Here is a 21165-nt window from a genome sequence, read left to right as displayed (position 1 = left end):
TAAAAAAGGGGGATACCCCCCTTACAATTTATTATTCCTCTTCGACAAGTTTTATCAGGGACATTTCTGCTCCATCGCCTCTTCTTGGACCTACCTTATAAATCGCAGTATATCCTCCCGGTCTTTCTAAAAATTTCGGAGCTATCTCATCCACCAATTTATTAACTAGTCTTCTATCTCCAATGGCCTTGAATATCTCTCTTCTTAAAGCAACGCTTACTTCTTTTTTATCAGCCTTTTTCGCTTTTATCGCTTTTGTCATAAGTTTTTCAAAAAATGACTGAACTGCTTTAGCTTTTGCTGTAGTTGTAAGAATACTCCCATGCTTAATTATTTCTCTTGCAAGATTTCTCAAAGTAGCTCTCCTGTGACTTCCGTATCTACCTATTCTGTGTTTTTTTACACGATGCCTCATTTATTTGTCCCCCTTTCCAAATGTGAGACCAAATTTTTCCATAAGTTTTTCTTTTACTTCATCAAGGGACTTTGATCCAAAATTCTTAATTTTCAAAAGCTCTTCTTCTCCTCTTTCAAGTAAATCACCTATTGTTTCTATTCTGTCTCGTTTCAAACAATTCAAAGCCCTTACTGAAAGATCAAGTTCTTCAATTTTCCTCTGCAAAACATCATTTTCAAAAACTACTTCTTCTGTATCTTCTTTTGAAACCTCTAAAGAAATAGGAACTTCTTCAATATCTCCCAGACTTTCTTCTACAACACTGAAATGGTCTATTATTATTCTTACCGCTTGTTTCATTGCCTCAATAGGTCTTATACTTTTCTTGGTCCATACCTCAAGAATAAGTTTGTCATAGTCTGTTTTCTTTCCAACACGAACATTTTCCATTCTCCAGTTAACTTTCAAAACAGGATTATAAACTCCATCTAATACTATCCAGCCAATTTCGGGACGTTCAACCCTTTCAGCTGCAGGGACAAACCCCTTTCCAACTGTTGCGTATATCTCTATTTCAATGTCAGCATCTTCATTAAGAGTAGCTATATGAAGATTGGGATTTGTTATTGTAACCCCCGCAGGAACTTCTATATCTTTTGCAAGTATTTCTCCTGCTCCAGCTTTTTGAATCTTCATTTTAACAGGTTCTTCAACGTATGTTTCCATTCTCAATTGCACTTTTTTCAGATTGAGCAATATTTCGATTATATCTTCCTTTACACCTTCTAATGTATCAAATTCATGATACTTCTCTGGTCGAACAAATCTCACATCTGTTATTGCAAGAGATGGTATTGAAGAAAGTAACACTCTTCTTAAAGTATTACCTATCGTTGTAGCGTATCCCTTCTCAAGAGGAGACAGTATAAACTTCGCATAGTAATGCTCTTCCCCTTCTGACATCTCTTCGAGTTTCATTTTTTTTGGCATAACAAATTCCATATACATCACCTCGAGTACAATTCGATAATTGCCTGTACATCAACTGGCAAGTCGATAACTTCTTCCAATTTTGGATGTCTTTCATAAACCCCTTTATAATTCTCATAATCAGCAGAAAGCCATGGCATTCTATTTTTATCTTTATTAAGCTCAATGGCCTGTTTAACTGGTTCTATATTTCTACTCGCTTCTTTAACTTCTATGACGTCTCCGGGTCTTACCTGGTAAGAAGGTATGCTCACCTTTTTACCGTTAACAAGCACATGACCGTGGTTAACTAATTGTCGAGCAGTATTTCTATTAACTGCAAAGCCAAGTCTATAAACTACATTATCGAGTCTTCTTTCCACTTGAAGTACAAGATTTTCACGTGTATCCCCTGATTGCCTTGCAGCTTTTTCATAATATCTTCTAAATTGTTTTTCCAGCACACCGTATATTCTCTTCATTGTTTGTTTTGCCCTGAGCTGAATTCCATACTGAGTTAACTTGTTTCTTGCTCTTCCATGATCTCCTGGAGCGTAAGGCCTTTTATCAAAAGCACATTTATCAGTAAAACATCGTTCGCCTTTCAGGTACAACTTCATTCCTTCGCGTCTGCAAAGTTTACATTGTGGACCTGTATATCTTGCCATTTATTTCCCTCCTTTAAACTCTCTTCTTTTTTGGCCTGCAACCATTAAATGGTATAGGTGTTACATCCTTTATTATCCCTATTTCAAGACCGGCTGCCTGGAAAGTTCTTATAGCTGCTTCTCTTCCAGAACCTGGTCCTTTAACAAGAATATCTACTTTTTTTATACCGAGTCTTACCGCTTCCTTTGCAACTTTATCTGCTGCAAGTTGAGCTGCATAAGGTGTACCTTTTCTTGTACCTTCAAATCCTGCTGTTCCTCCGCTACCCCAGATAATCACTTTTCCATCTGGATCTGTTAACGTCACTATTGTGTTATTATAAGTGGACTTTATGTGAATAACTCCGTGATCTATAGCTATTTTCTTTTTTCTTTTTGATGCACTTCTGCGAGTTTTCCTGGCCATTTAATTTTTCCCTCCTTACTTTTTCTTTTTAATTCTACTTGGTCTTGGGCCTTTTCTTGTTCTTGCATTTGATTTTGTTTTCTGTCCTCTTACAGGAAGCCCTAATTTGTGCCTTAATCCCCTGTAACAACCTATATCCATAAGCCTCTTAATGTTTCTCATTACTTCTGATCGAAGTTCACCTTCTACCTTATAGTTTTGTTGTATAAAACTTGCTATTCTGCTTATTTCATCTTCATTTAATTCTCTTACACGTTTATTTGGATCTATATTTGCATTTTCGCAAATTTGCTTTGCCCTTGTTTTGCCTATTCCATAAATATATGTAAGAGCTATTTCTACTTTTTTATCATTAGGAATTTCTACACCAACGATACGAGCCATTTATCTCCCTCCTTAACCTTGCTTCTGATTATGCTTGGGATTAACCTTGCAAATAACATATACTTTACCTTTTCGCTTTATTATCTTACAGTGCTCGCATCTTTTCTTTACAGAGGATTGAACCTTCATGTATAACACTCTCCTTTCAATATTATTTCTCTACTTTCTTACGATATATAATTCTTCCTTTAGTTAAATCATAAATGGTAAGTTCAACAACCACTTTGTCTCCTGGAACCAATCTTATGAAATTTTTTCGCATTTTACCGCTTATATGAGCTAAAATTTTGTATCCGTTTTCAAGTTCTACTCTAAACATAGCGTTAGGTAAAGCTTCTACAATCGTTCCTTCCATTTTAATAATATCATCCCTATTTGACAACCGTATCACCCCTTAAAACGGGTTAAAACTTCTGCGCCATCCTCGGTTACGAGAACAGTATGTTCAAAATGTGCCGCTCTTTTACCATCTCTGGTTACCACAGTCCAACCATCATCCAGGATAACTACGTGCCAGCCGCCTTCTGTAACCATTGGTTCTATTGCAAACGTCATTCCAGGTTTTATTATGGGACCCGTACCTTTTTTTCCATAATTAGGTATTTGCGGATCTTCGTGTAATTTACTTCCAACTCCATGCCCAACAAAATCTCTAACAACATTAAATCCATTTGACTCAACAAAAGATTGTATTTCATGTGAAATGTCCCCTAATCTTATTCCACCACGGATTCTGGAAATAACTCTTTCAAGAGATTTTTTTGTTACTTCTACTAATTTCATACCTATCTGATCTGTTGTTCCACCTACTACATAAGTAAAAGCCCCGTCACCATAATAACCATCATAAATCGCTCCAACATCAAGAGAAACAATATCGCCATTTTTAAATACCTTTTTCTTCAATGGAAATCCATGAATAACTTCATCATTTACAGAGACAGTAGTAATATACGGATACCCGGAGTATCCCTTAAAAGCTGGTTTACATCTATATTCTTTAAGAATCTTATCAGCAACTATTTCAAGATCCCAGGCAGACGCTCCTTCAACTACGTATTTCTCTGCTTCTTCAAGTATAGCTGCCACTGCCTGGCATGCCACTTTCATTTTCTCAATTTGATCTTTGCTCTTTAGAAAAATCATTGCTTCACCTTCTGATAATATTTAATACTTCTTTTATTACCACTTCAACACCTTCAGCACCATTTATTGTAAAAAGTTTGTTTTGATTACGATAAAATTCAATTACAGGGGCTGTGTTCTCCATATAAATTTTATATCGTCTTCTTACTACATCTTCTTTATCGTCATCTCTCTGATAAAGTTTTCCCCCGCATTCATCACAAAAATCTTTTCGTTTTGGAGGTAATGTTATTAAATTATATATTTTTCCACATTTAGAACATATTCTTCTATTGCTGATTCTTTCTACTACTACATTTTCACTAACTTCAAAATACATGGCATATTCAATTGATTTATTCAAACTCTTTAATATTTCATCAAGTGCTTTCGCCTGCGCTAACGTTCGTGGAAAACCATCCAGAATAAACCCTTTTCTGCAATCTGCTTTTGAAAGCCTGTCCTTTACTATCGCATTTGTTAAATCATCAGGGACCAATTCACCCTTATTTACTATTTCTTCTACCTTTTTCCCCAGTTCACTCCCGGAAGATATTGCCTCTCTAAACATATCTCCTGTGGATATATGAGGGATTCCGAGAAGTTCTACTAACTTTTTAGCGTAGGTCCCTTTTCCTGCTCCTGGAGGCCCGAGAAACACTATATTCATAGCCTCATCTCCTTCCAGGAAGTTTGCCTTTTTTAACAAATCCTTCGTAATTTCTCATTATAAGGTGTGCTTCCATCTGTTGTGCCACATCAAGGGCCACACCAACAGCTATCAACGCACTTGTTCCACCAAGCCAGATATTTACTCCTGTAACTCCCTGTATAACGTAAGGTATTAAAGATATTGTCACAAGGAATAAAGCCCCAACAAAAGTTATCCTGTTGAGTACTCTTGTAATATATTGCTCAGTTGGTTTTCCAGGCCTTATACCAGGAATATATCCACCATAACTTTTTATATTACTGGCAATATCTTTTGGATCAAATACAACCACACTGTAAAAGTATGTAAAGAAGAAGATTAAAATAGCGTATATTGTTATTATAAGGGGACTCGACATTCCAAATAAAGATTTAGCAGTATCTGAATTTGTAAATTGAGCTATACCTACAGGAATGGAAACTATAGCCCAGGCAAAAATTATAGGAATAACACCACTGTGATTAACCTTTATAGGAATATGAGTAGATGTCCCGCCATAGATTCTTCTGCCGACCATTCTTGAAGCGTATTGAATCGTTATCCTTCTTTCTGCCTGTTGAACATAAATAATTCCTACAACCATTAAAATCATAACACCTATAAGGAATAGCCACTCAAATATATTTAATCCTCCAAGAACTGCACGTCTAAAATAGCTCGGATACCTTGCAACAATACCCGCAAATATTAAAACACTTATACCATTTCCTATTCCTTTTTCAGTAATTCTATCGCCTATCCACAAAAGAAACATTGTTCCAGAAAGCAAAGAAACTGTTGACACAAAAGTAAAGGTCCAGAGTGGAACTGTCAAAACATTTTGAAAACCTCTTCCAAGACTAAATGAGACGACAAAAGACTGAAGAGCGCCTAATATCACTGTAAGGTTTCGTGTATAACGCTGAAATTTTTTACGACCCTCTTCTCCTTCTTTCAACATTTCTTTTAAACTTGGTATAACCGATGAAAGCAACTGAAGAATTATTGCAGCATTGATGTAAGGAGTAACACTCATTGAAAATATTGAAAATCTTCTAAATGCTCCCCCAGTAAAAACATCGTAAAAACTAAGAAGTCCACTTGCCGCTCCACTTCCAAGTTGAGTAAAGGCGGCCCCCCACGCCTTCAGATTAATACCGGGTACCGGTATATAAATCCCCAAACGAAATACTATAAGCATCAATAACGTAAATACTATACGATCTCTCAGTTCAGGAATCTTTAAAGCATTTTTCAACGCTTTCCACATTTTTATATCACCTCAACTTTTCCGCCAACAGCCTCTATCTTCCTCCTAGCGCTGGAACTGAAAGCATGAGCAATTACTGTAAGAGGTTTTGTTATCTCACCATTACCAAGAATTTTAACACCATCATTTAATTTTTTCACAACACCCAATTCTATAAGCTTCTCTGGTGTTACTTCCTCACCTGATTCAAATAACTTTTCAAGTTGCTCAACATTTACTATTGTATATACTTTTTTATTGAAATTCTTAAATCCATACTTTGGTAATCTCCTGTGAAGAGGTGTTTGTCCTCCTTCAAACCAAATTCTAACCTTGCCTGCCCCTCGAGATTTCTGACCCTTGTGTCCTTTTCCAGACGTTTTTCCTTTTCCAGAAGCTATGCCACGCCCCACACGTATTCGTTTTTTCACTGAACCTGGAGTAGGCTTAAGATCCTCTATTCTCATAACAAATTACCTCCTTTACTCATCTATTTCCTCAACTTTAACGAGGTGTCTTACTTTTCTAATCATACCTCTGATTTGAGGAACATCATCTTTTATAACTGTTGAATTTAGCTTTCTAAGTCCCAATCTCTTTACTGTGTCTTTTTGATCATATTTATAACCTATTGGACTTTTTATCAATGTTATTTTTAATTTCTTCATTCCTTAACCCTCCTTCTTCACACCATAAATTACTTCCTGGGGTGTTATATCTCTAAGCTGAGCTACTTTCTCCACTGAAAGGAGGTTCTTCAACCCATTAACCGTTGCCTGAGCAAGGACTACTGGATTTGTTGAACCACTGGTCTTTGTAAGTATATTATGAATACCAGCAAGTTCCACAACCGCACGTACAGTTCCATTTGATATTATACCAGTACCTGGTGCTGCAGGTTTTAAAAGAACTTTTGCTGCATCCTGACGCCCTAAAATTTCATGAGGTATCGTACCATTATATATTGGTACCTCAAAAACATTTCTCCTTGCGTTAGACAACGCCTTTCTTATCGCATCAGGTACTTCACGCGCTTTTCCAACACCGACACCAACTTTTCCATTTCTATTTCCAACAACTGCCAATACTCTAAAAGAAAGATTTTTTCCACCTTTTGTAACTTTCGTTGTTCTTCTTATTTCAACTATTCGTTCTTCAAATTCTTCGCCACTCTGTCTTATTTTCTGTGCAATGTCTACCATCCAATGCACCTCCCTCAAAATTCCAGGCCAGCTTCTCTGGCGCCATCTGCAAGTTCCTTCACTCTTCCATGGTAACGATAGCCGCCTCTGTCAAATACTACCTTTTTTATTCCCTTTTCCAGGGCTCGCTTCCCTATTAGCTTTCCAACTTCTCTTGCAGCTTCTTTATTCCAGGTCTTCTGCAATTGTTCGCGTAATTCTTTATCAAGAGTTGAAGCAGCTACAAGTGTATGTCCTTTTTCATCATTTATAATCTGAGCATATATGTGTTTTTCACTTTTATAAACACACAATCTTGGCCTTTCTTCTGTTCCATAAATCTTTTTCCTGATACTAAGATGTCTCTTTTTCCTTCTCCAATTCCTGTTTTCTTTTTTTATCATCTCAGTGTACCCCCTTTATGCTTTCTTTCCTTCTTTCATCCTTACAACCTCTCCAACATATCTGATACCTTTTCCTGAGTAGATATTTGGTTTTCTCCAATTTCTAATATTTGCCGCCACCTGGCCTACCCTTTGTTTATCTATTCCACTTACTATTATTTTATTAGGACTTGGTACTTCTACCTTTACATCTTTTGGTATATCCATTTCTACAGGGTGCGCATAACCAAGATTCATAACAAGTTTATTTCCCTGTAATTGTGCTCTATAACCGATCCCTACTATCTCAAGCTCTTTTTTGAAGCCCTGAGTTACGCCTATAACCATATTGTTTATAAGTCTCCAATATGTTCCCGTAAACATTTTCATTTTTTTCAAATCTGAACGTCTTTTCATCGCCGCTACATTAGGCTTCACATTCATTTCATTCTCACCAATTTCAACAGTAACATAAGGTAAAAATTCAAGCGATAACTCTCCTTTTGGTCCCTTTACAGTAATTACATTTCCCTCGATTTTTACTTCAACCCCGTTTGGGATTGTAATAGGTTTATTTGCAATTCGAGACATTAAGTACACCTCCTTACCAGATATAGGCTATTACTTCTCCACCAACGCCAAGTTGTCTCGCTTCTTTGTCTGTTACAACACCTTTGGAAGTTGTAATAATAGCTATTCCAAGACCATTCTTTACCTTTGGAAGTTTATCTTTTCCAACATATATTCTTCTTCCAGGTTTAGAAACACGTACAATACCATGAATAATTCGCTCTCTATTTCTTCTTGTACCTTTATATTTCATCTGTATCCTTAATATACCTTGCTTTCCATCTTCTATATATGTATAACCCTTTATAAAACCTTCTCTTTTCAAAATCTCAGCTATTTCTTTCTTCAAATTAGATGCTGGTATGTCTATTTGTTCTTTGAACGCAACGTTTGCATTTCTTATTCGAGTGAGCATGTCAGCTATTGGATCGCTCCACATTGTATTCCCCTCCTTTTACCATGTTGCCTTCCTAACACCCGGGAGTTTTCCCTCATTGGCCATTTTTCTAAAACAAACTCTACATATTCCAAATTCTCTGTACACAGAATGCGCTCTTCCACAAATCTTACATCTTGTGTATACACGGGTTTTATATTTCTTTGGTTTTTTCCACCTTTCCACAAGACCTTTTCTAGCCATATCGTAACCTCCTTAAATTATCTTCTAAAAGGAAATCCAAAAAGTTCTAACAATTTTCTTGCTTCTTCATCGGTCTTTGCTGTAGTAACAATTACTATGTCCATCCCTTGAACTCTTTTAACCTGATCTGGAGAAATTTCCGGGAAAACCAGTTGCTCTGTTAAGCCAAAAGAGTAATTCCCTTTTCCATCAAATGCGTTTGGGTTCAAACCTCTAAAGTCTCTTACTTTTGGAAGAACAAGATTAATGAGCTTATAAAGGAAGTTGTACATATTAACACCACGAAGAGTAACCTTTAATCCTATTGGCATACCCTTTCGAATCTTAAAGTTAGAAATACTTTTTTTAGCTTTAGTCACCACAGGTTTTTGACCGGCAATTAATGTTAATTCTTTGGCATGTACATCTATAACATCTTTATTTCTGGAACCTTCTCCTATTCCCATATTTATAACTATTTTTTCAATTTTTGGTACCTGGTGAATGTTTTTATATCCAAACTCTTTCATCATAGCAGGAACAATTTCATTTTTGTACATTTCTTTTAAAGGTACATATACTGGCATACTCTATTCCTCCTTACTTATCTATGACTTCTCCACATTTCTTACAGTACCTAACCTTAGTTCCATCTTCAAGGAACTTAAATCCTACACGAGTAGGCTTTCCACAATCAGGACACACGAGTGCAACCTTCGAAACATATATTGGAGCTTCTTTTTCTATTATTCCACCCTGTCTAAGTTGCGGGTTTGGCCTCTGATGTCTTTTGACAACATTAACACCACGTACAATCACTTTATCTTCTTTTGGTATAACAGCAATAACTTCCCCTACTTTTCCTTTATCTTTACCTGATAAAACCTGTACTGTGTCACCTTTTTTTATTTTTCTCGCCACTGCACATCACCCCTTAAAATACTTCAGGCGCTAAGGAGACTATTTTCATAAAACCTTTTTCTCTAAGTTCCTTTGCAACAGGTCCAAATACACGTGTCCCCTTAGGCTCGTTGAATTTATCCAAAACAACAGCAGCATTATCGTCAAAACGAATATAAGTTCCATCTGGCCTTCTTATTTCTTTTCTCGTCCTCACTATAACTGCTTTAACGATATCTCCTTTTTTTATGTCACCATTTGGAACAGCGTCTCTTACACTGCAAACAACTATATCACCTACTGTACCCCATTTCCTTCTGGAACCACCTAAAACTCGAATTACTCTTAAAACTTTTGCACCAGAATTGTCCGCTGCTTTGAGGTAGCTCTCATTAATTATCATCACTACTACCTCCTTCCAACTGTTCAACTACTTCTTCGTCTTCCACTGGTGTCTTTTCAGCAAATTCAGATCTCTTGACTATTTTGACTACTCTCCATCTTTTCAACTTACTGAGTGGTCTTGATTCGATTATTTCAACTGTGTCGCCAATTTTACACTCGTTTTTTTCATCGTGTGCATAATATTTTTTCGTTCTTTTAATGTATTTCCCCACCCTCGGGTGTTTTACCAATGTGTTAACTGCAACTACAATGGTTTTATCCATTTTATCACTAACGACCTCTCCAACAAGTCTCTTTCTTGGCATGATTATTACCTCCTTACTCCCAGTTCTCGTTCCCTGAGAAGTGTTTTGATTCTTGCTATATCTTTCTTTGTTTTACTAAGCTGACTGTAATCAGTTAATTGTCCCAGGGCTTTCTGGAATCTGAGATTCATAAGTGTTCTTTTCTTTTCCTCTAAAAGATTCAAAAGTTCTTCCGTGGTTAAATTTCTAAGTTCGGCGGCCTTCATACAGCTTCACCACCTATCTCATTTCTTTTTACTATCTTTGTTCTTATGGGTAACTTTGTTGCAGCATATTCAAGAGCTTCAATTGCAAGCTCTTCGCTAACTCCGCCTATCTCAAATAATATCTTTCCAGGTTTTACTACTGCAACCCAGCCTTCAACATTTCCTTTTCCTTTACCGAGTTTACTCTCAGCCGGGTGTTTTGTATATGATTTATCTGGAAAAACCCTGATCCAAAGCTTTCCTGCTCTTTTAAGCGTTCTTGTGATAGCAATTCTGCAAGCTTCTATCTGTTGTGCTGTAATCCAATGAGACTCTAAAGCCTTTAAACCATAATCTCCAAACGCCACCAATGTTCCACCTTTTGCCTTTCCTTTCATTCTACCACGATGCTGTTTTCGATATTTTACCCTTCTTGGCATTAACATGTCGTACTACCTCCTTTTGACGTCAGATATCGGCGTCACCTTTATAAATCCAAACCTTTATGCCGATTGTACCGTATTTCGTTTCAGCTCTTGCTGTACCATACTCAATTATTGACCTAAGTGTTTGAAGAGGAAGTCTTCCTTTAAGATACCATTCTGTACGAGCTATTTCCGCACCGGCGAGCCTTCCAGCTACCATAACTTTTATTCCTTTTGCACCCTTCCTCATAGCATTTGAAATAGCCCTTTTCATAACAACTTTATAAGATGCACGTTTCTCAATTCTATTTGCTATATTTTCAGCTACTAATTGTGCGTCTGCCTCAGGACTTTTTATCTCTTCTATATTTAAAATAAATCTTCTGTTAAATCTTTTTTCTAATTCCTGGCGCAAGGAAGTAATTTCTGCTCCCTTTTTACCTATTATAATACCAGGTCTTGCTGTTTTTATTATAGCAACTACTCGTTCAGAATCAGGTCTCTCTATTACTATTTCACTTATTCCTGCCTGCGCATATTTATTCTTAATAACCTTTCTTATTTCTTCGTCTTCAAGAAGATATTCCGCATAGTTTTTCTCATTGAACCAGGTTGCCTGCCAATCAGCAGTTAAACCCAACCTAAATCCTCGCGGATGAACTTTTTGACCCACCTTACCACCTCACCTTTCCATCACTTTTCTTCTTTCTTTGCTTCTTTCTCAGCTTCTCTGTCTCTAACAATCACAGTGATATGAGACATTCTTTTTTGAATTATATCAGCACTACCTCTTCCGCGTGGCCATAACCTTTTCATACGCGGCCCATCATTTACGTAACATGTATACACATAAAGATTTTCTTCCGAAAGATTGTAATTATTTACTGCGTTTGCCACAGCTGATTTTAACACATTTTTGATAATACGTGCAGCCTTTTTCGGAGAAAATTCAAGAATTGTAAACGCTTCTGAAACATTTTTCCCTTTTATGGAATTAGCCACACTTCTTGCTTTTCTTGGAGAAATCCTGACAAAACGAGCTATTGCTTTTGCCTCATAAACAGGTAATGAAGCTAATTTTTCTTTTCTCTCTCTATGAAATTTTGAACGTTTCAAACCGTTACGTTTGATAAGAGCTTGCATTGTTTCCACCCTCCTCATTTTTTAACCTGACCCTTGCTTGCCGACTTATCTGCGTGTCCTCCAAATCTACGAGTGAATGAAAATTCACCAAGTCTATGCCCTACCATGTTTTCAGTTATATATACAGGTATATGTTTTATTCCATTATATACTGCAATGGTATGACCTACCATTTCCGGTATTATCATGCTTGCTCGACTCCAGGTCTTGATTATTTTCTTTTCACCTGATTCATTTAACTGCCTGATTTTCTTGAGAAGCTTGGGATCTACGTAAGGTCCCTTCTTAGTGGACCTGCCCATTGTTGCACCTCCTTGCTAATTAACCATTTCTTCTTCTTACAATAAGTCTATCTGATGCTTTCTTACCCCTTCTTGTCTTATAACCTTTGGCAAGTTGTCCCCAAGGACTCTGTGGGTGATGACCTTTTCCTCTTCCTTCTCCACCACCATGCGGGTGATCAACGGGGTTCATAGCAACACCACGAACATGTGGTTTTCTCCCTTTCCATCTTACTCTTCCTGCTTTACCATCCACTTCATTTTTGTGATCTTCATTACCAACTACTCCAACTGTCGCGTAACATCTTACACTAACCTTCCTTAATTCTCCAGATGGCATTCTGAGAAGTGCATAACCTCCTTCTTTTGCCATCAACTGACAAGAACTACCTGCAGATCTTGCTATCTGTCCACCTTTTCCAGGAATAAATTCAACATTGTGAACAATAGTACCAACTGGTATGTTTTCAAGTGGCAGAGCATTACCCGGTTTAATTTCTGCCTCAGGTCCGCTTACAATTGTATCGCCCACATTTAAACCTTGAGGTGCGAGAATGTATCTCTTCTCTCCATCTGCATAAACAAGTAAGGCAATCCTTGCTGTTCTGTTAGGATCATATTCAATGGCCACAACACGTGCCGGTATTCCTACTTTATCTCTTTTAAAATCTATAATTCTGTATCTTCTTTTGTGACCTCCACCTCTAAATCTAACAGTAACTCTTCCAAGATTGTTCCTTCCACCTGTTTTCTTCAAACTAACCAGAAGCGACTTTTCAGGTTTTGCTTTTGTAATCTCTGAAAAATCACTTATTATCATTTGACGTCTACCAGGGCTTGTTGGTTTAAATCTCTTAAGACCCATCATTATTCACCCCTTTTAGTGTTCTCCTTCAAGTTCTTTAATCGTATATCCTTCTCTGAGTTTAACAATCGCCTTTTTCCATGATCTTGTGTATCCTTCTCTTGCCATAGCGCCTCTTCGTATATCTCTTTTGGGTTTTGGTTTTACATTTATAACATTAACTTTTTCAACTTTAACATTGAATAATTTTTCTACAGCTTCTTTAATTTGAGATTTATTCGCATCCTTGTTTACTTCAAAAACATATTGCCTATTCTCACGAGCATAGTAAGCTTTTTCGCTTACTACAGGTCTTATTATTATATCCGCATAATTTTTCATTATCCGAGCACCTCCTCAATTTTCTGGACGGTACTCTGAACGAGAACCAATTTATCATGATTGAGTATATCATATACATTCAATCCATCTATATTTACTTTTTCGCTTCCTGGATTATCAGCAATGATTACCTTTACCCCAGGAATATTTCGTCCAGAAATTTTAACATTAACATATTCATTTTCTTTTTTCGGTAAAACAAACAATATTTTACTTTCTTCAAGTCCAAGAGCTCTTATTATTTCTTTTAAATCCTTAGTCTTTGCTCTTTCCATTTTCAATTCATCAAGAACCAAAAGATTCCCCTCTTTAAACCTTACAGACAAAGCTGATTTAAGTGCCAATTTTTTCATTTTCTTATTCATGCGTTTAAAGTAAACTTTTGGTTTTGGTCCATGTGCAACACCACCATGTCTCCAGTGTGGTGCTCTTATTGAGCCCTGTCTTGCTCTACCTGTATGTTTCTGAATCCATGGCTTTCTTCCACCACCAGACACTTCTCCGCGCGTTTTGGTAGATGCTGTACCCGCTCTCGCATTGGTAAGTTGCATATCCACATAACGCCACATTACATCTGTGTTTGGTTCAATATCAAAGATTTCATCCTTTAGTTCCATCGTTCCAACTTTTTCACCTTTGATGTTCAAAACATCAAGTACTGCCATCTTCTATGCCTCCCTTTCAACAATTTCGAGGCTTGCTCTTATCCTCTTTTTGCACTTCTTATGAGGACAAGGCCGCCCCTCGCTCCTGGAACTCCTCCTTTAACCGCTATCAAATTATTCTCAACATCTATTTTAACAATTTCAGAGTTTAAAATGGTTACACGTTCGTTACCATATTGTCCTGGCATCTTTTTTCCTTTGAATATTCTTGCTGGTTCTGTGTGTTGACCTACTGAACCAAGTTCCCTATGAAATTTTGCACCATGGGATTTTGGTCCGCCGCGAAATCCCCATCTTTTCATTGCTCCAGCAAATCCTCTACCTTTTGACCAACCGGTAATATCTATTTTATCGCCTTCTTCAAAAATGTCTACTTTTATTTCCTGACCTATTTCAAAGTCTTCTGGATTTTCCACACGAAATTCTCTTAATATTTTTAATGGTTTTACTCCTGCTTTCTTAAATACCCCTTCCATTGGCTTATTAACTTTTCTTGCCTCTTCAAAACCAAGTTGTATAGCATTGTATCCATCAGTTTCCACTGTTTTCTTCTGAACAACGTAACATGGACCTGCTTTTATTACAGTAACTGGAATGGCTTTATCGTCTTTAAATATACGTGTCATTCCAACTTTTTTTCCAATTATCATTTTCATTGTAAGCACCTCCAAGTTTAAATCACAGGTTGATTTCAACGTCAACTCCAGCTGGAAGATTTATTTTCATCAGTGCATCAATAGTTTTTGGGGTTGGTTCCATTATGTCAATCAATCTTTTGTGTACTCTTTTTTCAAATTGCTCACGAGAATCTTTGTGTTTCAAGGGCGATCTCAAAACTACATAAAGCGTTCTTTCTGTTGGAAGTGGCACAGGTCCAGAAACTTTAGCATTAGTTTGCTTAACAACTTCCACTATTTTTTTTGCTGATTCATCTAACAATTTATGATCGTAAGCCTTTAACCTAATTCTTATTTTTTGTCCAGGCATCTTGTTCCCTCCCTTTTTATTTCAGAAAGAAGGGGGGAGTTTCCCCCTTCTATAGCATATTCATTACTCAACAATTGCTGTGACAACTCCTGCACCTACTGTTCTTCCACCTTCACGAATAGCAAATCTCATACCTTCTTCTATAGCAACAGGGTAGATGAGTTTAATTGTCATTTCAACATTGTCACCTGGCATGACCATTTCAACACCTGCAGGGAATTCTATAAGTTCTCCTGTAACATCTGCTGTTCTAATGTAGAATTGTGGTTTGTATCCTTTTTGGAATGGTGTGTGTCTTCCGCCTTCCTCTTTCTTTAGAACGTAAACCTGTGCTTTAAATGTTGTATGAGGAGTAATGGAACCAGGTTTAGCAAGAACCTGTCCTCTTTCTACTTCATCCTTGTCAACACCTCTTAAAAGACATCCTACATTGTCACCGGCAATACCTTCATCGAGTATTTTTCTGAACATTTCAACGCTGGTAACAACTGTTTTACTTACTTCATAGCTCATACCAATTATTTCTACTTCATCACCGGGCTTAATAACTCCACGTTCAATTCTTCCAGTAACAACTGTACCTCTTCCCGTAATGGAGAAAACGTCTTCTACTGGCATAAGGAATGGTTTGTCAACTTCTCTTTGTGGTTCCGGGAAGTAAGAATCCATTGCATCGAGAAGTTCTTTAACAGAATTATAAGCTGCATCGTTAGGATCATTTGGAGCTTCAACAGCTTTAAGAGCAGAACCTCTAATAACTGGCAAATCGTCACCAGGGAATTCATATTTGCTCAAAAGTTCTCTTACTTCCATTTCAACAAGGTCAATAAGTTCTTCATCATCAACCATATCTGTTTTGTTAATGTAAACAATCATTGCAGGAACATTAACCTGTCTTGCGAGAAGAACGTGTTCTCTTGTTTGTGGCATTGGTCCATCAGTAGCTGCAACAACAAGAATAGCACCATCCATTTGAGCTGCACCGGTAATCATGTTCTTGATGTAGTCAGCGTGGCCTGGACAGTCGATATGTGCATAATGTCTGTTATCAGTTTCATATTCAATGTGTGCAATGTTAATGGTAATACCTCTTGCTTTTTCTTCAGGAGCCTTATCGATCTGTTCGTATGGTGTATAATCGGCTCTTCCAAACAAAGACAAATACTTTGTAATAGCTGCAGTAAGTGTTGTCTTACCATGGTCAATGTGTCCTATAGTACCTACATTAAGATGGGGTTTACTTCTCACAAACTTTTCTTTTGCCATACTTCACCCTCCCTCGCACTTTGTGGTTATTTGTTTAAAATTTTTTCGGCTACTTTTTCAGGAACCTTTGCATAATGGGAAAGAACCATAGTATAATTCGCTCTTCCCTGACTTGCCGATCTCAAATCAGTAGCGTATCCAAACATCTCTGATAATGGAACAAAAGCTTTTACAACCCTCAAATGACCTCTTGTCTCTAAAGAATCAATATGTGCTCTTCTGGAATTTAAATCAGCTATAATATTTCCCATATACTCTTCTGGTGTTGTCACTTCCACTTTCATAATCGGTTCAAGTAAAACAGGTCTGGCTTTTGCCATAGCTTCTTTGAAAGCCAAACTCGCAGCTATTTTGAAAGCCATCTCTGAAGAATCAACTTCATGATAAGACCCATCTAAAAGAATAGCTTTTATGCCAACCATTGGATAACCAGCTAAATAACCTGTCTGGGCAGCTTCTTTTACTCCTTCCATTATTGCTGAAATGTATTCTTTTGGAATAACTCCACCAACTGTCTTATCCTCAAATTCAAATGTCTTTGTAAGTTCCAATGGCTCAAATCTCATAACTACGTGTCCATACTGGCCTCTTCCTCCAGTTTGTCTTATATATTTTCCTTCAGCTTCTGCAGAAGTTTCTATCGTCTCACGATAAGCAACCTGAGGCTTTCCTACTCTAACATTTGTATTGAATTCCCTTTTTAATCTATCAACTATTATCTCAAGATGGAGTTCTCCCATTCCAGCAATAATTGTTTCACCTGTTTCTCTATCCACATATGCTCTAAAGGATGGGTCCTCATCACTTAAAAGTGTAAGTGCTCTTGAAAGTTTTGCTTCATCATTTTTTGTAGCTGGTTCTATTGCAATAGATATAACAGGTTCAGGAAATTCCATCTTTTCAAGTATAACAGGTCTTTTTTCATCACATAACGTATCTCCTGTTTTGGTATCTTTTAATCCAATTGCAGCTACAATATCGCCCGCTCTTACATATTCAACATCCTCACGTTTATCCGCATGCATGAAAATTAAGCGTGAAATTCTCTCTTTTTTCCCTTTTGTTGAATTATACACATAACTTCCTTTTTCAAGTCTTCCACTGTAAACACGGAAAAATGTCAACTTTCCAACAAATGGATCCGCCTGAATCTTAAAAGCCAGAGCCGTAAATGGTTCCTTTTCATCAGGTTTAATAACTATCTCTTCTCCCTTTTCATCCCAACCTTTGATTGGTGGCACATCTAATGGAGACGGCAAATAATCAATAACCGCATCAAGTAGAGGCTGGATACCCTGGTTCATCTTAGCGGACCCACACAACACAGGTGTGGCAGTACCTGAAATTGTAGCTTTCCGCAACGCACTTTTTATTTGTTCTTCTGAAATATCTTCACCTTCAAGATACAACATCATAATATCATCATCTATTTCAGCTATTTTTTCAAGCATATCTTCACGTGCTTCTTCGGCTTTTGCTAAATATTTTTCCGGGATTTCCTCGTAAGCCATCTCTGAACCATCTTCGCTAATCCACCTAATAGCCTTCATTTTTATTAAATCTATAACACCTTCAAATGTGTCTTCTGCACCCATGGGTATTTGAATGGGAATTGGATTAGCCTTCAACCTCTCAACCATTGAATTAACTGACATTTCAAAATCTGCGCCTATCTTATCCATCTTATTCATAAACGCTATTCTGGGAACATTGTACTTGTCAGCCTGTCGCCAGACTGTTTCAGATTGCGGTTCTACTCCAGCAGCTGCGTCGAATACTGCTATCGCACCATCAAGAACCCTTAAGGCTCGCTCAACTTCTATAGTAAAATCAACGTGTCCAGGAGTATCTATTATGTTAATCCTGTTCCCTTTCCACATACACGTAGTGGCCGCAGATACTATGGTTATACCACGTTCTTTTTCCTGGACCATCCAGTCCATCGTGGCTGTACCTTCATCCACACTACCGATTACGTGCTTTCTGCCCGTATAATACAAAATCCTTTCGGTAGTTGTGGTTTTTCCAGCATCAATATGAGCCATTATACCTATATTTCTTAACTTCTTCAAGTCAACATAAACAGCTCGAACTTCCTGCATACTTTCCTCCTCAAACCTATAATTTACCACTTAAAGTGAGCAAAGGCTCTGTTGGCTTCTGCCATTCTATGTACATCTTCACGTTTTTTAATAGCGGTACCTGTGTTATTAAACGCATTAACAAGTTCTTCTCCTAATTTTTCAGCCATTGGCTTTCCTTTCCTTGATCTTGCGGCTTCAACAATCCATCTTAAAGCAAGAGAAGTTTTTCTCGGCTCCTGAACTTCAATTGGAACCTGATAAGTTGCTCCTCCAACCCTTCTTGGTCTAACTTCTACAATAGGTCTTACATTATCAACTGCTTGATGCAAAGCTTCCAGAGGATTTTTCTTTGTTTTTTCTCCGAGTATTTCCATGGCTTTATATACTATTTTTTGTGCTATTGATTTTTTCCCATCCCACATAACTCTATTTATAAGCTTTGAAACTAATACATCATTGTAAATTGGATCGGGTGGGACTTTTCTAATTTCCGCTCTTCTTCTCCTCATTTATATTTCCCTCCCAAATTATTTCTTTGGTCTTTTTGTACCATATTTACTTCTGGATTGTTTTCTTCCCTCAACACCAGCTGTATCCAATGCTCCACGAATAATTTTGTATCTTATACCAGGCAGATCTTTAACCCTTCCGCCTCTTACAAGAACTACTGAGTGTTCCTGTAAATTATGTCCAATACCAGGGATGTATGCAGTAACTTCTATTCCATTACTGAGTCTAACTCTTGCTATTTTCCTCAAAGCAGAGTTCGGTTTTTTAGGTGTCATAGTAGAAACCCTTACACAAACTCCTCTTTTTTGAGGATGCCCTTGCAAAGCAGGCGATTTCGATTTACTTTTTATAACTTTTCTACCATGCCTTACCAATTGGTTTATAGTAGGCATCTAAACCCTCCCTTCAAACTGCTCTTCACTTTTAAATTATTTTCAGCCACGCCGCAAAGAATAACATACCATTAACATTATAAACATTATAAAAAAATTTGTCTTGAAAAATACGTGAACTTTTTGTTTCGTCCACGCTTTCGTGCGTTTTAAACATTTTAAACCACAGGCAAAAAAAGAGGGCTTTATCAGCCCTCTGGCTGGGGCGGTAGGACTCGAACCTACACTGCTGGAGCCAAAGTCCAGTGTCCTGCCAGTTAGACGACGCCCCAACTTCCATGACAGGTAAAGATTTTAAAAGGGGCCATCGGCCCCTCTGGTGGGTGCGGCAGGGATTGAACCTGCGACCTCTTCCGCGTCAAGGAAGCGCTCTCCCACTGAGCTACGCACCCAAGCCGAAAATATTTTAACATATCTATTCAACTTGTCAAGGTTTATCGAAGGAAGGTCACTGTCAAGTAATTGGATATTATTTTTCGCCTTCTTCTTTCTCTTTCACTATTCCCACCAACACTCGCAAGATCCTTCGTCATCACGTTCTTCAGGACAGGCCTTGCCAATTCTTTTACCAACATAGCCAGCCTCGTTAATTATAAGATTCCTCACCCTTCGGGTTCGGAATGACATAGGTGGGTTAGATTCCTCATCGCATTCGCTCCTTGGAATGACATGGGTGGGTTAGATTCCTCGTCGTGTGCGTTCTCGGAATGACATGTATGAAGGTATTCTTTGTCACTACGTTCCCTGAAATGACTTTCTCTTTTTTTGTCATCCCGAGGAACGAAGTGACGAGGGATCTTATTTGCCAATCTCGCCTATTAATTTTAAAATATTACTCAAATTACCCTTTTAATTAATTTATAGGGTATAATATTCATGAAAGATTAAAAAAATGAGGAGGTTATCGTGAAAGTCACAGAAAAAAACTATTATTCACGTCTTGATAAATTTCTGAGAAAAACTCATGAAAACATACCATTAAATGCTATATATAAACTAATAAGAAAAGGTTTTGTCAAAGTAAATGGAAAAAGAGTTAAAACTCCGTCTTTTAAACTCGAAATAGGAGATGAAGTTGAAATATTTACCGATATATCAAAATACAATCGTAAAACAAATTACAAGCTAAGGCCTATCCCCATGGAACTCGACGTAATTTATGAAGATAGCAATCTGCTTATCATAAATAAAAAACCAGGAATTCCTATTCACCCTGGAAAAGGTGTGCATATAGCGACAATTATTGAAGGTTTGATGTATTATGGAAATCAAAATAATTTTGAACCATATTTAGTCCATAGATTAGACAAGCATACTTCTGGTGTGCTCATAGTAGCTAAAAATCCAGAAGCTGCTCGAAAAATGGGAAAGTTAATATCTAATCGTGAAGTAGAGAAAGAATATATCACATTAGTTGCTGGAAAAATTTCCAGAAGCGGTGAAATTAAATTATCTCTTGATAATTTAGAAGCAGTAACTTATTACAAACCTTTAAACTTATATGAAACAGAACTTGGCGTTTTCACAAAATTATGTGTCAAAATAAAAACTGGTCGAAAACATCAAATCCGGCGCCATTTTTCTTTAATAAATCATCCAGTCGTTGGCGATGATTTGTATGGAAAACGAAAATTAAACCATGAATTTAGAAGGTTATATGGATTAAAGCGCTATTTTCTTCATTGCAAGCGAATGGCTTTTTACTTTAACAACAAATTTATAAATATAAACACGGAAATCCCCGAAGATCTAAAAATCGTGCTAAAAAAACTGGAAAACAAATGAGGTG

The 21165-nt window shown here is 37.2% G+C and carries 36 protein-coding genes and 2 tRNA genes; 1 reads left to right on the top strand and 37 read right to left on the bottom strand.

The window, feature by feature from the left end; translation table 11 throughout:
• Nucleotides 1-31: 31 nt before the first annotated feature.
• The 37 genes from rplQ to JYK00_RS03980 form a co-directional block, all read right to left on the bottom strand.
• Nucleotides 32-415 carry a 50S ribosomal protein L17 gene (gene rplQ, locus JYK00_RS04160; protein ID WP_207567427.1) on the bottom strand — a complete coding sequence of 128 codons (384 nt, stop codon included), beginning with the start codon at nucleotides 413-415 and terminating at the stop codon, nucleotides 32-34.
• Complete coding sequence (locus JYK00_RS04155; RefSeq protein WP_207567426.1) at nucleotides 416-1399, bottom strand: DNA-directed RNA polymerase subunit alpha; 984 nt, start codon at nucleotides 1397-1399, stop codon at nucleotides 416-418.
• A gap of 5 nt (nucleotides 1400-1404) precedes the next feature.
• Nucleotides 1405-2034, bottom strand: a complete 630-nt coding sequence (gene rpsD, locus JYK00_RS04150; protein WP_207567425.1) for a 30S ribosomal protein S4 — start codon at nucleotides 2032-2034, stop codon at nucleotides 1405-1407.
• Nucleotides 2035-2047: 13 nt separating this feature from the next.
• Nucleotides 2048-2440 carry a 30S ribosomal protein S11 gene (gene rpsK / locus JYK00_RS04145; protein WP_207567424.1) on the bottom strand — a complete coding sequence of 131 codons (393 nt, stop codon included), beginning with the start codon at nucleotides 2438-2440 and terminating at the stop codon, nucleotides 2048-2050.
• Nucleotides 2441-2455: 15 nt separating this feature from the next.
• On the bottom strand, nucleotides 2456-2824 hold the full coding sequence (gene rpsM, locus JYK00_RS04140; RefSeq protein WP_207567423.1) for a 30S ribosomal protein S13: 369 nt from the start codon (nucleotides 2822-2824) through the stop codon (nucleotides 2456-2458).
• A 12-nt stretch (nucleotides 2825-2836) separates the two neighbouring features.
• On the bottom strand, nucleotides 2837-2953 hold the full coding sequence (gene rpmJ, locus JYK00_RS04135; RefSeq protein ID WP_207567422.1) for a 50S ribosomal protein L36: 117 nt from the start codon (nucleotides 2951-2953) through the stop codon (nucleotides 2837-2839).
• Between the two features lie 22 nt (nucleotides 2954-2975).
• Nucleotides 2976-3206: a translation initiation factor IF-1 gene (infA, locus tag JYK00_RS04130; RefSeq protein ID WP_207567421.1), complete on the bottom strand. Its 231-nt coding sequence runs from the start codon at nucleotides 3204-3206 to the stop codon at nucleotides 2976-2978.
• Between the two features lie 5 nt (nucleotides 3207-3211).
• A complete protein-coding gene (gene map / locus JYK00_RS04125; RefSeq protein WP_207567420.1) occupies nucleotides 3212-3970 on the bottom strand; it encodes a type I methionyl aminopeptidase in 759 nt (252 codons plus the stop codon).
• A 4-nt stretch (nucleotides 3971-3974) separates the two neighbouring features.
• Entirely contained in the window at nucleotides 3975-4619 is a 645-nt protein-coding gene (locus tag JYK00_RS04120) for an adenylate kinase (protein ID WP_207567419.1), read from the bottom strand.
• Between the two features lie 4 nt (nucleotides 4620-4623).
• Complete coding sequence (gene secY / locus JYK00_RS04115) at nucleotides 4624-5910, bottom strand: preprotein translocase subunit SecY (RefSeq protein WP_207567418.1); 1287 nt, start codon at nucleotides 5908-5910, stop codon at nucleotides 4624-4626.
• A 2-nt stretch (nucleotides 5911-5912) separates the two neighbouring features.
• The gene (rplO, locus tag JYK00_RS04110; RefSeq protein ID WP_207567417.1) at nucleotides 5913-6356 is read right to left on the bottom strand and encodes a 50S ribosomal protein L15; all 444 of its coding nucleotides are present in this window, start codon (nucleotides 6354-6356) and stop codon (nucleotides 5913-5915) included.
• A 15-nt stretch (nucleotides 6357-6371) separates the two neighbouring features.
• Complete coding sequence (gene rpmD, locus JYK00_RS04105; protein ID WP_207567416.1) at nucleotides 6372-6557, bottom strand: 50S ribosomal protein L30; 186 nt, start codon at nucleotides 6555-6557, stop codon at nucleotides 6372-6374.
• A 3-nt stretch (nucleotides 6558-6560) separates the two neighbouring features.
• On the bottom strand, nucleotides 6561-7091 hold the full coding sequence (gene rpsE, locus JYK00_RS04100) for a 30S ribosomal protein S5 (protein ID WP_207567415.1): 531 nt from the start codon (nucleotides 7089-7091) through the stop codon (nucleotides 6561-6563).
• A 14-nt stretch (nucleotides 7092-7105) separates the two neighbouring features.
• Nucleotides 7106-7474 carry a 50S ribosomal protein L18 gene (rplR, locus tag JYK00_RS04095; RefSeq protein ID WP_207567414.1) on the bottom strand — a complete coding sequence of 123 codons (369 nt, stop codon included), beginning with the start codon at nucleotides 7472-7474 and terminating at the stop codon, nucleotides 7106-7108.
• A gap of 15 nt (nucleotides 7475-7489) precedes the next feature.
• The gene (gene rplF, locus JYK00_RS04090) at nucleotides 7490-8044 is read right to left on the bottom strand and encodes a 50S ribosomal protein L6 (RefSeq protein ID WP_207567413.1); all 555 of its coding nucleotides are present in this window, start codon (nucleotides 8042-8044) and stop codon (nucleotides 7490-7492) included.
• Between the two features lie 13 nt (nucleotides 8045-8057).
• The gene (gene rpsH, locus JYK00_RS04085; protein ID WP_207567412.1) at nucleotides 8058-8462 is read right to left on the bottom strand and encodes a 30S ribosomal protein S8; all 405 of its coding nucleotides are present in this window, start codon (nucleotides 8460-8462) and stop codon (nucleotides 8058-8060) included.
• Between the two features lie 15 nt (nucleotides 8463-8477).
• Nucleotides 8478-8663 carry a type Z 30S ribosomal protein S14 gene (locus JYK00_RS04080; RefSeq protein ID WP_207567411.1) on the bottom strand — a complete coding sequence of 62 codons (186 nt, stop codon included), beginning with the start codon at nucleotides 8661-8663 and terminating at the stop codon, nucleotides 8478-8480.
• Nucleotides 8664-8680: 17 nt separating this feature from the next.
• Nucleotides 8681-9229: a 50S ribosomal protein L5 gene (gene rplE, locus JYK00_RS04075; RefSeq protein WP_207567410.1), complete on the bottom strand. Its 549-nt coding sequence runs from the start codon at nucleotides 9227-9229 to the stop codon at nucleotides 8681-8683.
• A 13-nt stretch (nucleotides 9230-9242) separates the two neighbouring features.
• The gene (rplX, locus tag JYK00_RS04070; protein ID WP_207567409.1) at nucleotides 9243-9563 is read right to left on the bottom strand and encodes a 50S ribosomal protein L24; all 321 of its coding nucleotides are present in this window, start codon (nucleotides 9561-9563) and stop codon (nucleotides 9243-9245) included.
• A gap of 13 nt (nucleotides 9564-9576) precedes the next feature.
• Nucleotides 9577-9945, bottom strand: coding sequence for a 50S ribosomal protein L14 (gene rplN, locus JYK00_RS04065; protein ID WP_207567408.1), 369 nt, complete (start codon nucleotides 9943-9945; stop codon nucleotides 9577-9579).
• Nucleotides 9935-10252 (bottom strand): 30S ribosomal protein S17, encoded by a 318-nt coding sequence (rpsQ, locus tag JYK00_RS04060; RefSeq protein ID WP_207567407.1) that lies wholly within the window; start codon nucleotides 10250-10252, stop codon nucleotides 9935-9937. The genes rplN and rpsQ overlap by 11 nt, the downstream gene beginning before the upstream one ends.
• A gap of 5 nt (nucleotides 10253-10257) precedes the next feature.
• Nucleotides 10258-10458: a 50S ribosomal protein L29 gene (rpmC, locus tag JYK00_RS04055; RefSeq protein ID WP_207567406.1), complete on the bottom strand. Its 201-nt coding sequence runs from the start codon at nucleotides 10456-10458 to the stop codon at nucleotides 10258-10260.
• The gene (gene rplP / locus JYK00_RS04050) at nucleotides 10455-10883 is read right to left on the bottom strand and encodes a 50S ribosomal protein L16 (RefSeq protein ID WP_207567405.1); all 429 of its coding nucleotides are present in this window, start codon (nucleotides 10881-10883) and stop codon (nucleotides 10455-10457) included. Before rplP ends, rpmC begins: the two co-directional genes overlap by 4 nt.
• Before the next feature lie 22 nt (nucleotides 10884-10905).
• Nucleotides 10906-11535, bottom strand: coding sequence for a 30S ribosomal protein S3 (gene rpsC, locus JYK00_RS04045; RefSeq protein ID WP_207567404.1), 630 nt, complete (start codon nucleotides 11533-11535; stop codon nucleotides 10906-10908).
• Nucleotides 11536-11555: 20 nt separating this feature from the next.
• Entirely contained in the window at nucleotides 11556-12005 is a 450-nt protein-coding gene (rplV, locus tag JYK00_RS04040; RefSeq protein ID WP_207567403.1) for a 50S ribosomal protein L22, read from the bottom strand.
• Nucleotides 12006-12019: 14 nt separating this feature from the next.
• Nucleotides 12020-12307, bottom strand: coding sequence for a 30S ribosomal protein S19 (gene rpsS / locus JYK00_RS04035; protein ID WP_073073383.1), 288 nt, complete (start codon nucleotides 12305-12307; stop codon nucleotides 12020-12022).
• Nucleotides 12308-12326: 19 nt separating this feature from the next.
• On the bottom strand, nucleotides 12327-13151 hold the full coding sequence (gene rplB, locus JYK00_RS04030) for a 50S ribosomal protein L2 (RefSeq protein WP_207567624.1): 825 nt from the start codon (nucleotides 13149-13151) through the stop codon (nucleotides 12327-12329).
• 15 nt (nucleotides 13152-13166) lie between these two features.
• A complete protein-coding gene (rplW, locus tag JYK00_RS04025) occupies nucleotides 13167-13472 on the bottom strand; it encodes a 50S ribosomal protein L23 (RefSeq protein WP_207567402.1) in 306 nt (101 codons plus the stop codon).
• Complete coding sequence (gene rplD, locus JYK00_RS04020; RefSeq protein WP_207567401.1) at nucleotides 13472-14137, bottom strand: 50S ribosomal protein L4; 666 nt, start codon at nucleotides 14135-14137, stop codon at nucleotides 13472-13474. The genes rplW and rplD overlap by 1 nt, the downstream gene beginning before the upstream one ends.
• A 38-nt stretch (nucleotides 14138-14175) precedes the next feature.
• Nucleotides 14176-14793: a 50S ribosomal protein L3 gene (gene rplC / locus JYK00_RS04015; protein WP_207567400.1), complete on the bottom strand. Its 618-nt coding sequence runs from the start codon at nucleotides 14791-14793 to the stop codon at nucleotides 14176-14178.
• A gap of 22 nt (nucleotides 14794-14815) precedes the next feature.
• Nucleotides 14816-15124 carry a 30S ribosomal protein S10 gene (gene rpsJ, locus JYK00_RS04010; RefSeq protein ID WP_207567399.1) on the bottom strand — a complete coding sequence of 103 codons (309 nt, stop codon included), beginning with the start codon at nucleotides 15122-15124 and terminating at the stop codon, nucleotides 14816-14818.
• A gap of 63 nt (nucleotides 15125-15187) precedes the next feature.
• Nucleotides 15188-16390, bottom strand: a complete 1203-nt coding sequence (gene tuf, locus JYK00_RS04005) for an elongation factor Tu (RefSeq protein ID WP_207567398.1) — start codon at nucleotides 16388-16390, stop codon at nucleotides 15188-15190.
• Between the two features lie 26 nt (nucleotides 16391-16416).
• The gene (gene fusA / locus JYK00_RS04000; protein WP_207567397.1) at nucleotides 16417-18492 is read right to left on the bottom strand and encodes an elongation factor G; all 2076 of its coding nucleotides are present in this window, start codon (nucleotides 18490-18492) and stop codon (nucleotides 16417-16419) included.
• A 23-nt stretch (nucleotides 18493-18515) separates the two neighbouring features.
• Entirely contained in the window at nucleotides 18516-18983 is a 468-nt protein-coding gene (rpsG, locus tag JYK00_RS03995; protein WP_207567396.1) for a 30S ribosomal protein S7, read from the bottom strand.
• An 18-nt stretch (nucleotides 18984-19001) separates the two neighbouring features.
• The gene (gene rpsL, locus JYK00_RS03990) at nucleotides 19002-19376 is read right to left on the bottom strand and encodes a 30S ribosomal protein S12 (protein WP_207567395.1); all 375 of its coding nucleotides are present in this window, start codon (nucleotides 19374-19376) and stop codon (nucleotides 19002-19004) included.
• 197 nt (nucleotides 19377-19573) lie between these two features.
• Nucleotides 19574-19648: transfer RNA gene (locus tag JYK00_RS03985), tRNA-Gln, on the bottom strand.
• Between the two features lie 45 nt (nucleotides 19649-19693).
• Nucleotides 19694-19768: transfer RNA gene (locus JYK00_RS03980), tRNA-Val, on the bottom strand.
• Nucleotides 19769-20282: 514 nt separating this feature from the next.
• On the opposite strand from JYK00_RS03980, the gene JYK00_RS03975 reads away from it, so the two are divergent.
• Nucleotides 20283-21161, top strand: coding sequence for an RluA family pseudouridine synthase (locus JYK00_RS03975; protein WP_207567394.1), 879 nt, complete (start codon nucleotides 20283-20285; stop codon nucleotides 21159-21161).
• The last annotated feature ends 4 nt before the right edge of the window (nucleotides 21162-21165 follow it).

The organism is Thermosipho ferrireducens, from assembly GCF_017358165.1.
Classification (GTDB): Bacteria; Thermotogota; Thermotogae; order Thermotogales; family Fervidobacteriaceae; genus Thermosipho_B; species Thermosipho_B ferrireducens.
Note: the sequence above shows the minus strand (reverse complement) of the source record. Positions and strands in the feature narration are given on the sequence as shown.

Coding starts and splice junctions, on each gene's coding strand:
- rplQ (WP_207567427.1), bottom strand. CDS start 415: ATGAGGCATCGTGTAAAAAAACACAGAATAGGTAGATACGGAAGTCAC.
- JYK00_RS04155 (WP_207567426.1), bottom strand. CDS start 1,399: ATGGAATTTGTTATGCCAAAAAAAATGAAACTCGAAGAGATGTCAGAA.
- rpsD (WP_207567425.1), bottom strand. CDS start 2,034: ATGGCAAGATATACAGGTCCACAATGTAAACTTTGCAGACGCGAAGGA.
- rpsK (WP_207567424.1), bottom strand. CDS start 2,440: ATGGCCAGGAAAACTCGCAGAAGTGCATCAAAAAGAAAAAAGAAAATA.
- rpsM (WP_207567423.1), bottom strand. CDS start 2,824: ATGGCTCGTATCGTTGGTGTAGAAATTCCTAATGATAAAAAAGTAGAA.
- rpmJ (WP_207567422.1), bottom strand. CDS start 2,953: ATGAAGGTTCAATCCTCTGTAAAGAAAAGATGCGAGCACTGTAAGATA.
- map (WP_207567420.1), bottom strand. CDS start 3,970: ATGATTTTTCTAAAGAGCAAAGATCAAATTGAGAAAATGAAAGTGGCA.
- JYK00_RS04120 (WP_207567419.1), bottom strand. CDS start 4,619: ATGAATATAGTGTTTCTCGGGCCTCCAGGAGCAGGAAAAGGGACCTAC.
- secY (WP_207567418.1), bottom strand. CDS start 5,910: ATGTGGAAAGCGTTGAAAAATGCTTTAAAGATTCCTGAACTGAGAGAT.
- rplO (WP_207567417.1), bottom strand. CDS start 6,356: ATGAGAATAGAGGATCTTAAGCCTACTCCAGGTTCAGTGAAAAAACGA.
- rpmD (WP_207567416.1), bottom strand. CDS start 6,557: ATGAAGAAATTAAAAATAACATTGATAAAAAGTCCAATAGGTTATAAA.
- rpsE (WP_207567415.1), bottom strand. CDS start 7,091: ATGGTAGACATTGCACAGAAAATAAGACAGAGTGGCGAAGAATTTGAA.
- rplR (WP_207567414.1), bottom strand. CDS start 7,474: ATGATAAAAAAAGAAAACAGGAATTGGAGAAGGAAAAAGAGACATCTT.
- rplF (WP_207567413.1), bottom strand. CDS start 8,044: ATGTCTCGAATTGCAAATAAACCTATTACAATCCCAAACGGGGTTGAA.
- rpsH (WP_207567412.1), bottom strand. CDS start 8,462: ATGTGGAGCGATCCAATAGCTGACATGCTCACTCGAATAAGAAATGCA.
- JYK00_RS04080 (WP_207567411.1), bottom strand. CDS start 8,663: ATGGCTAGAAAAGGTCTTGTGGAAAGGTGGAAAAAACCAAAGAAATAT.
- rplE (WP_207567410.1), bottom strand. CDS start 9,229: ATGCCAGTATATGTACCTTTAAAAGAAATGTACAAAAATGAAATTGTT.
- rplN (WP_207567408.1), bottom strand. CDS start 9,945: ATGATAATTAATGAGAGCTACCTCAAAGCAGCGGACAATTCTGGTGCA.
- rpsQ (WP_207567407.1), bottom strand. CDS start 10,252: ATGCCAAGAAAGAGACTTGTTGGAGAGGTCGTTAGTGATAAAATGGAT.
- rpmC (WP_207567406.1), bottom strand. CDS start 10,458: ATGAAGGCCGCCGAACTTAGAAATTTAACCACGGAAGAACTTTTGAAT.
- rplP (WP_207567405.1), bottom strand. CDS start 10,883: ATGTTAATGCCAAGAAGGGTAAAATATCGAAAACAGCATCGTGGTAGA.
- rplV (WP_207567403.1), bottom strand. CDS start 12,005: ATGCAAGCTCTTATCAAACGTAACGGTTTGAAACGTTCAAAATTTCAT.
- rpsS (WP_073073383.1), bottom strand. CDS start 12,307: ATGGGCAGGTCCACTAAGAAGGGACCTTACGTAGATCCCAAGCTTCTC.
- rplB (WP_207567624.1), bottom strand. CDS start 13,151: ATGGGTCTTAAGAGATTTAAACCAACAAGCCCTGGTAGACGTCAAATG.
- rplW (WP_207567402.1), bottom strand. CDS start 13,472: ATGAAAAATTATGCGGATATAATAATAAGACCTGTAGTAAGCGAAAAA.
- rplD (WP_207567401.1), bottom strand. CDS start 14,137: ATGGCAGTACTTGATGTTTTGAACATCAAAGGTGAAAAAGTTGGAACG.
- rplC (WP_207567400.1), bottom strand. CDS start 14,793: ATGAAAATGATAATTGGAAAAAAAGTTGGAATGACACGTATATTTAAA.
- rpsJ (WP_207567399.1), bottom strand. CDS start 15,124: ATGCCTGGACAAAAAATAAGAATTAGGTTAAAGGCTTACGATCATAAA.
- tuf (WP_207567398.1), bottom strand. CDS start 16,390: ATGGCAAAAGAAAAGTTTGTGAGAAGTAAACCCCATCTTAATGTAGGT.
- fusA (WP_207567397.1), bottom strand. CDS start 18,492: ATGCAGGAAGTTCGAGCTGTTTATGTTGACTTGAAGAAGTTAAGAAAT.
- rpsG (WP_207567396.1), bottom strand. CDS start 18,983: ATGAGGAGAAGAAGAGCGGAAATTAGAAAAGTCCCACCCGATCCAATT.
- rpsL (WP_207567395.1), bottom strand. CDS start 19,376: ATGCCTACTATAAACCAATTGGTAAGGCATGGTAGAAAAGTTATAAAA.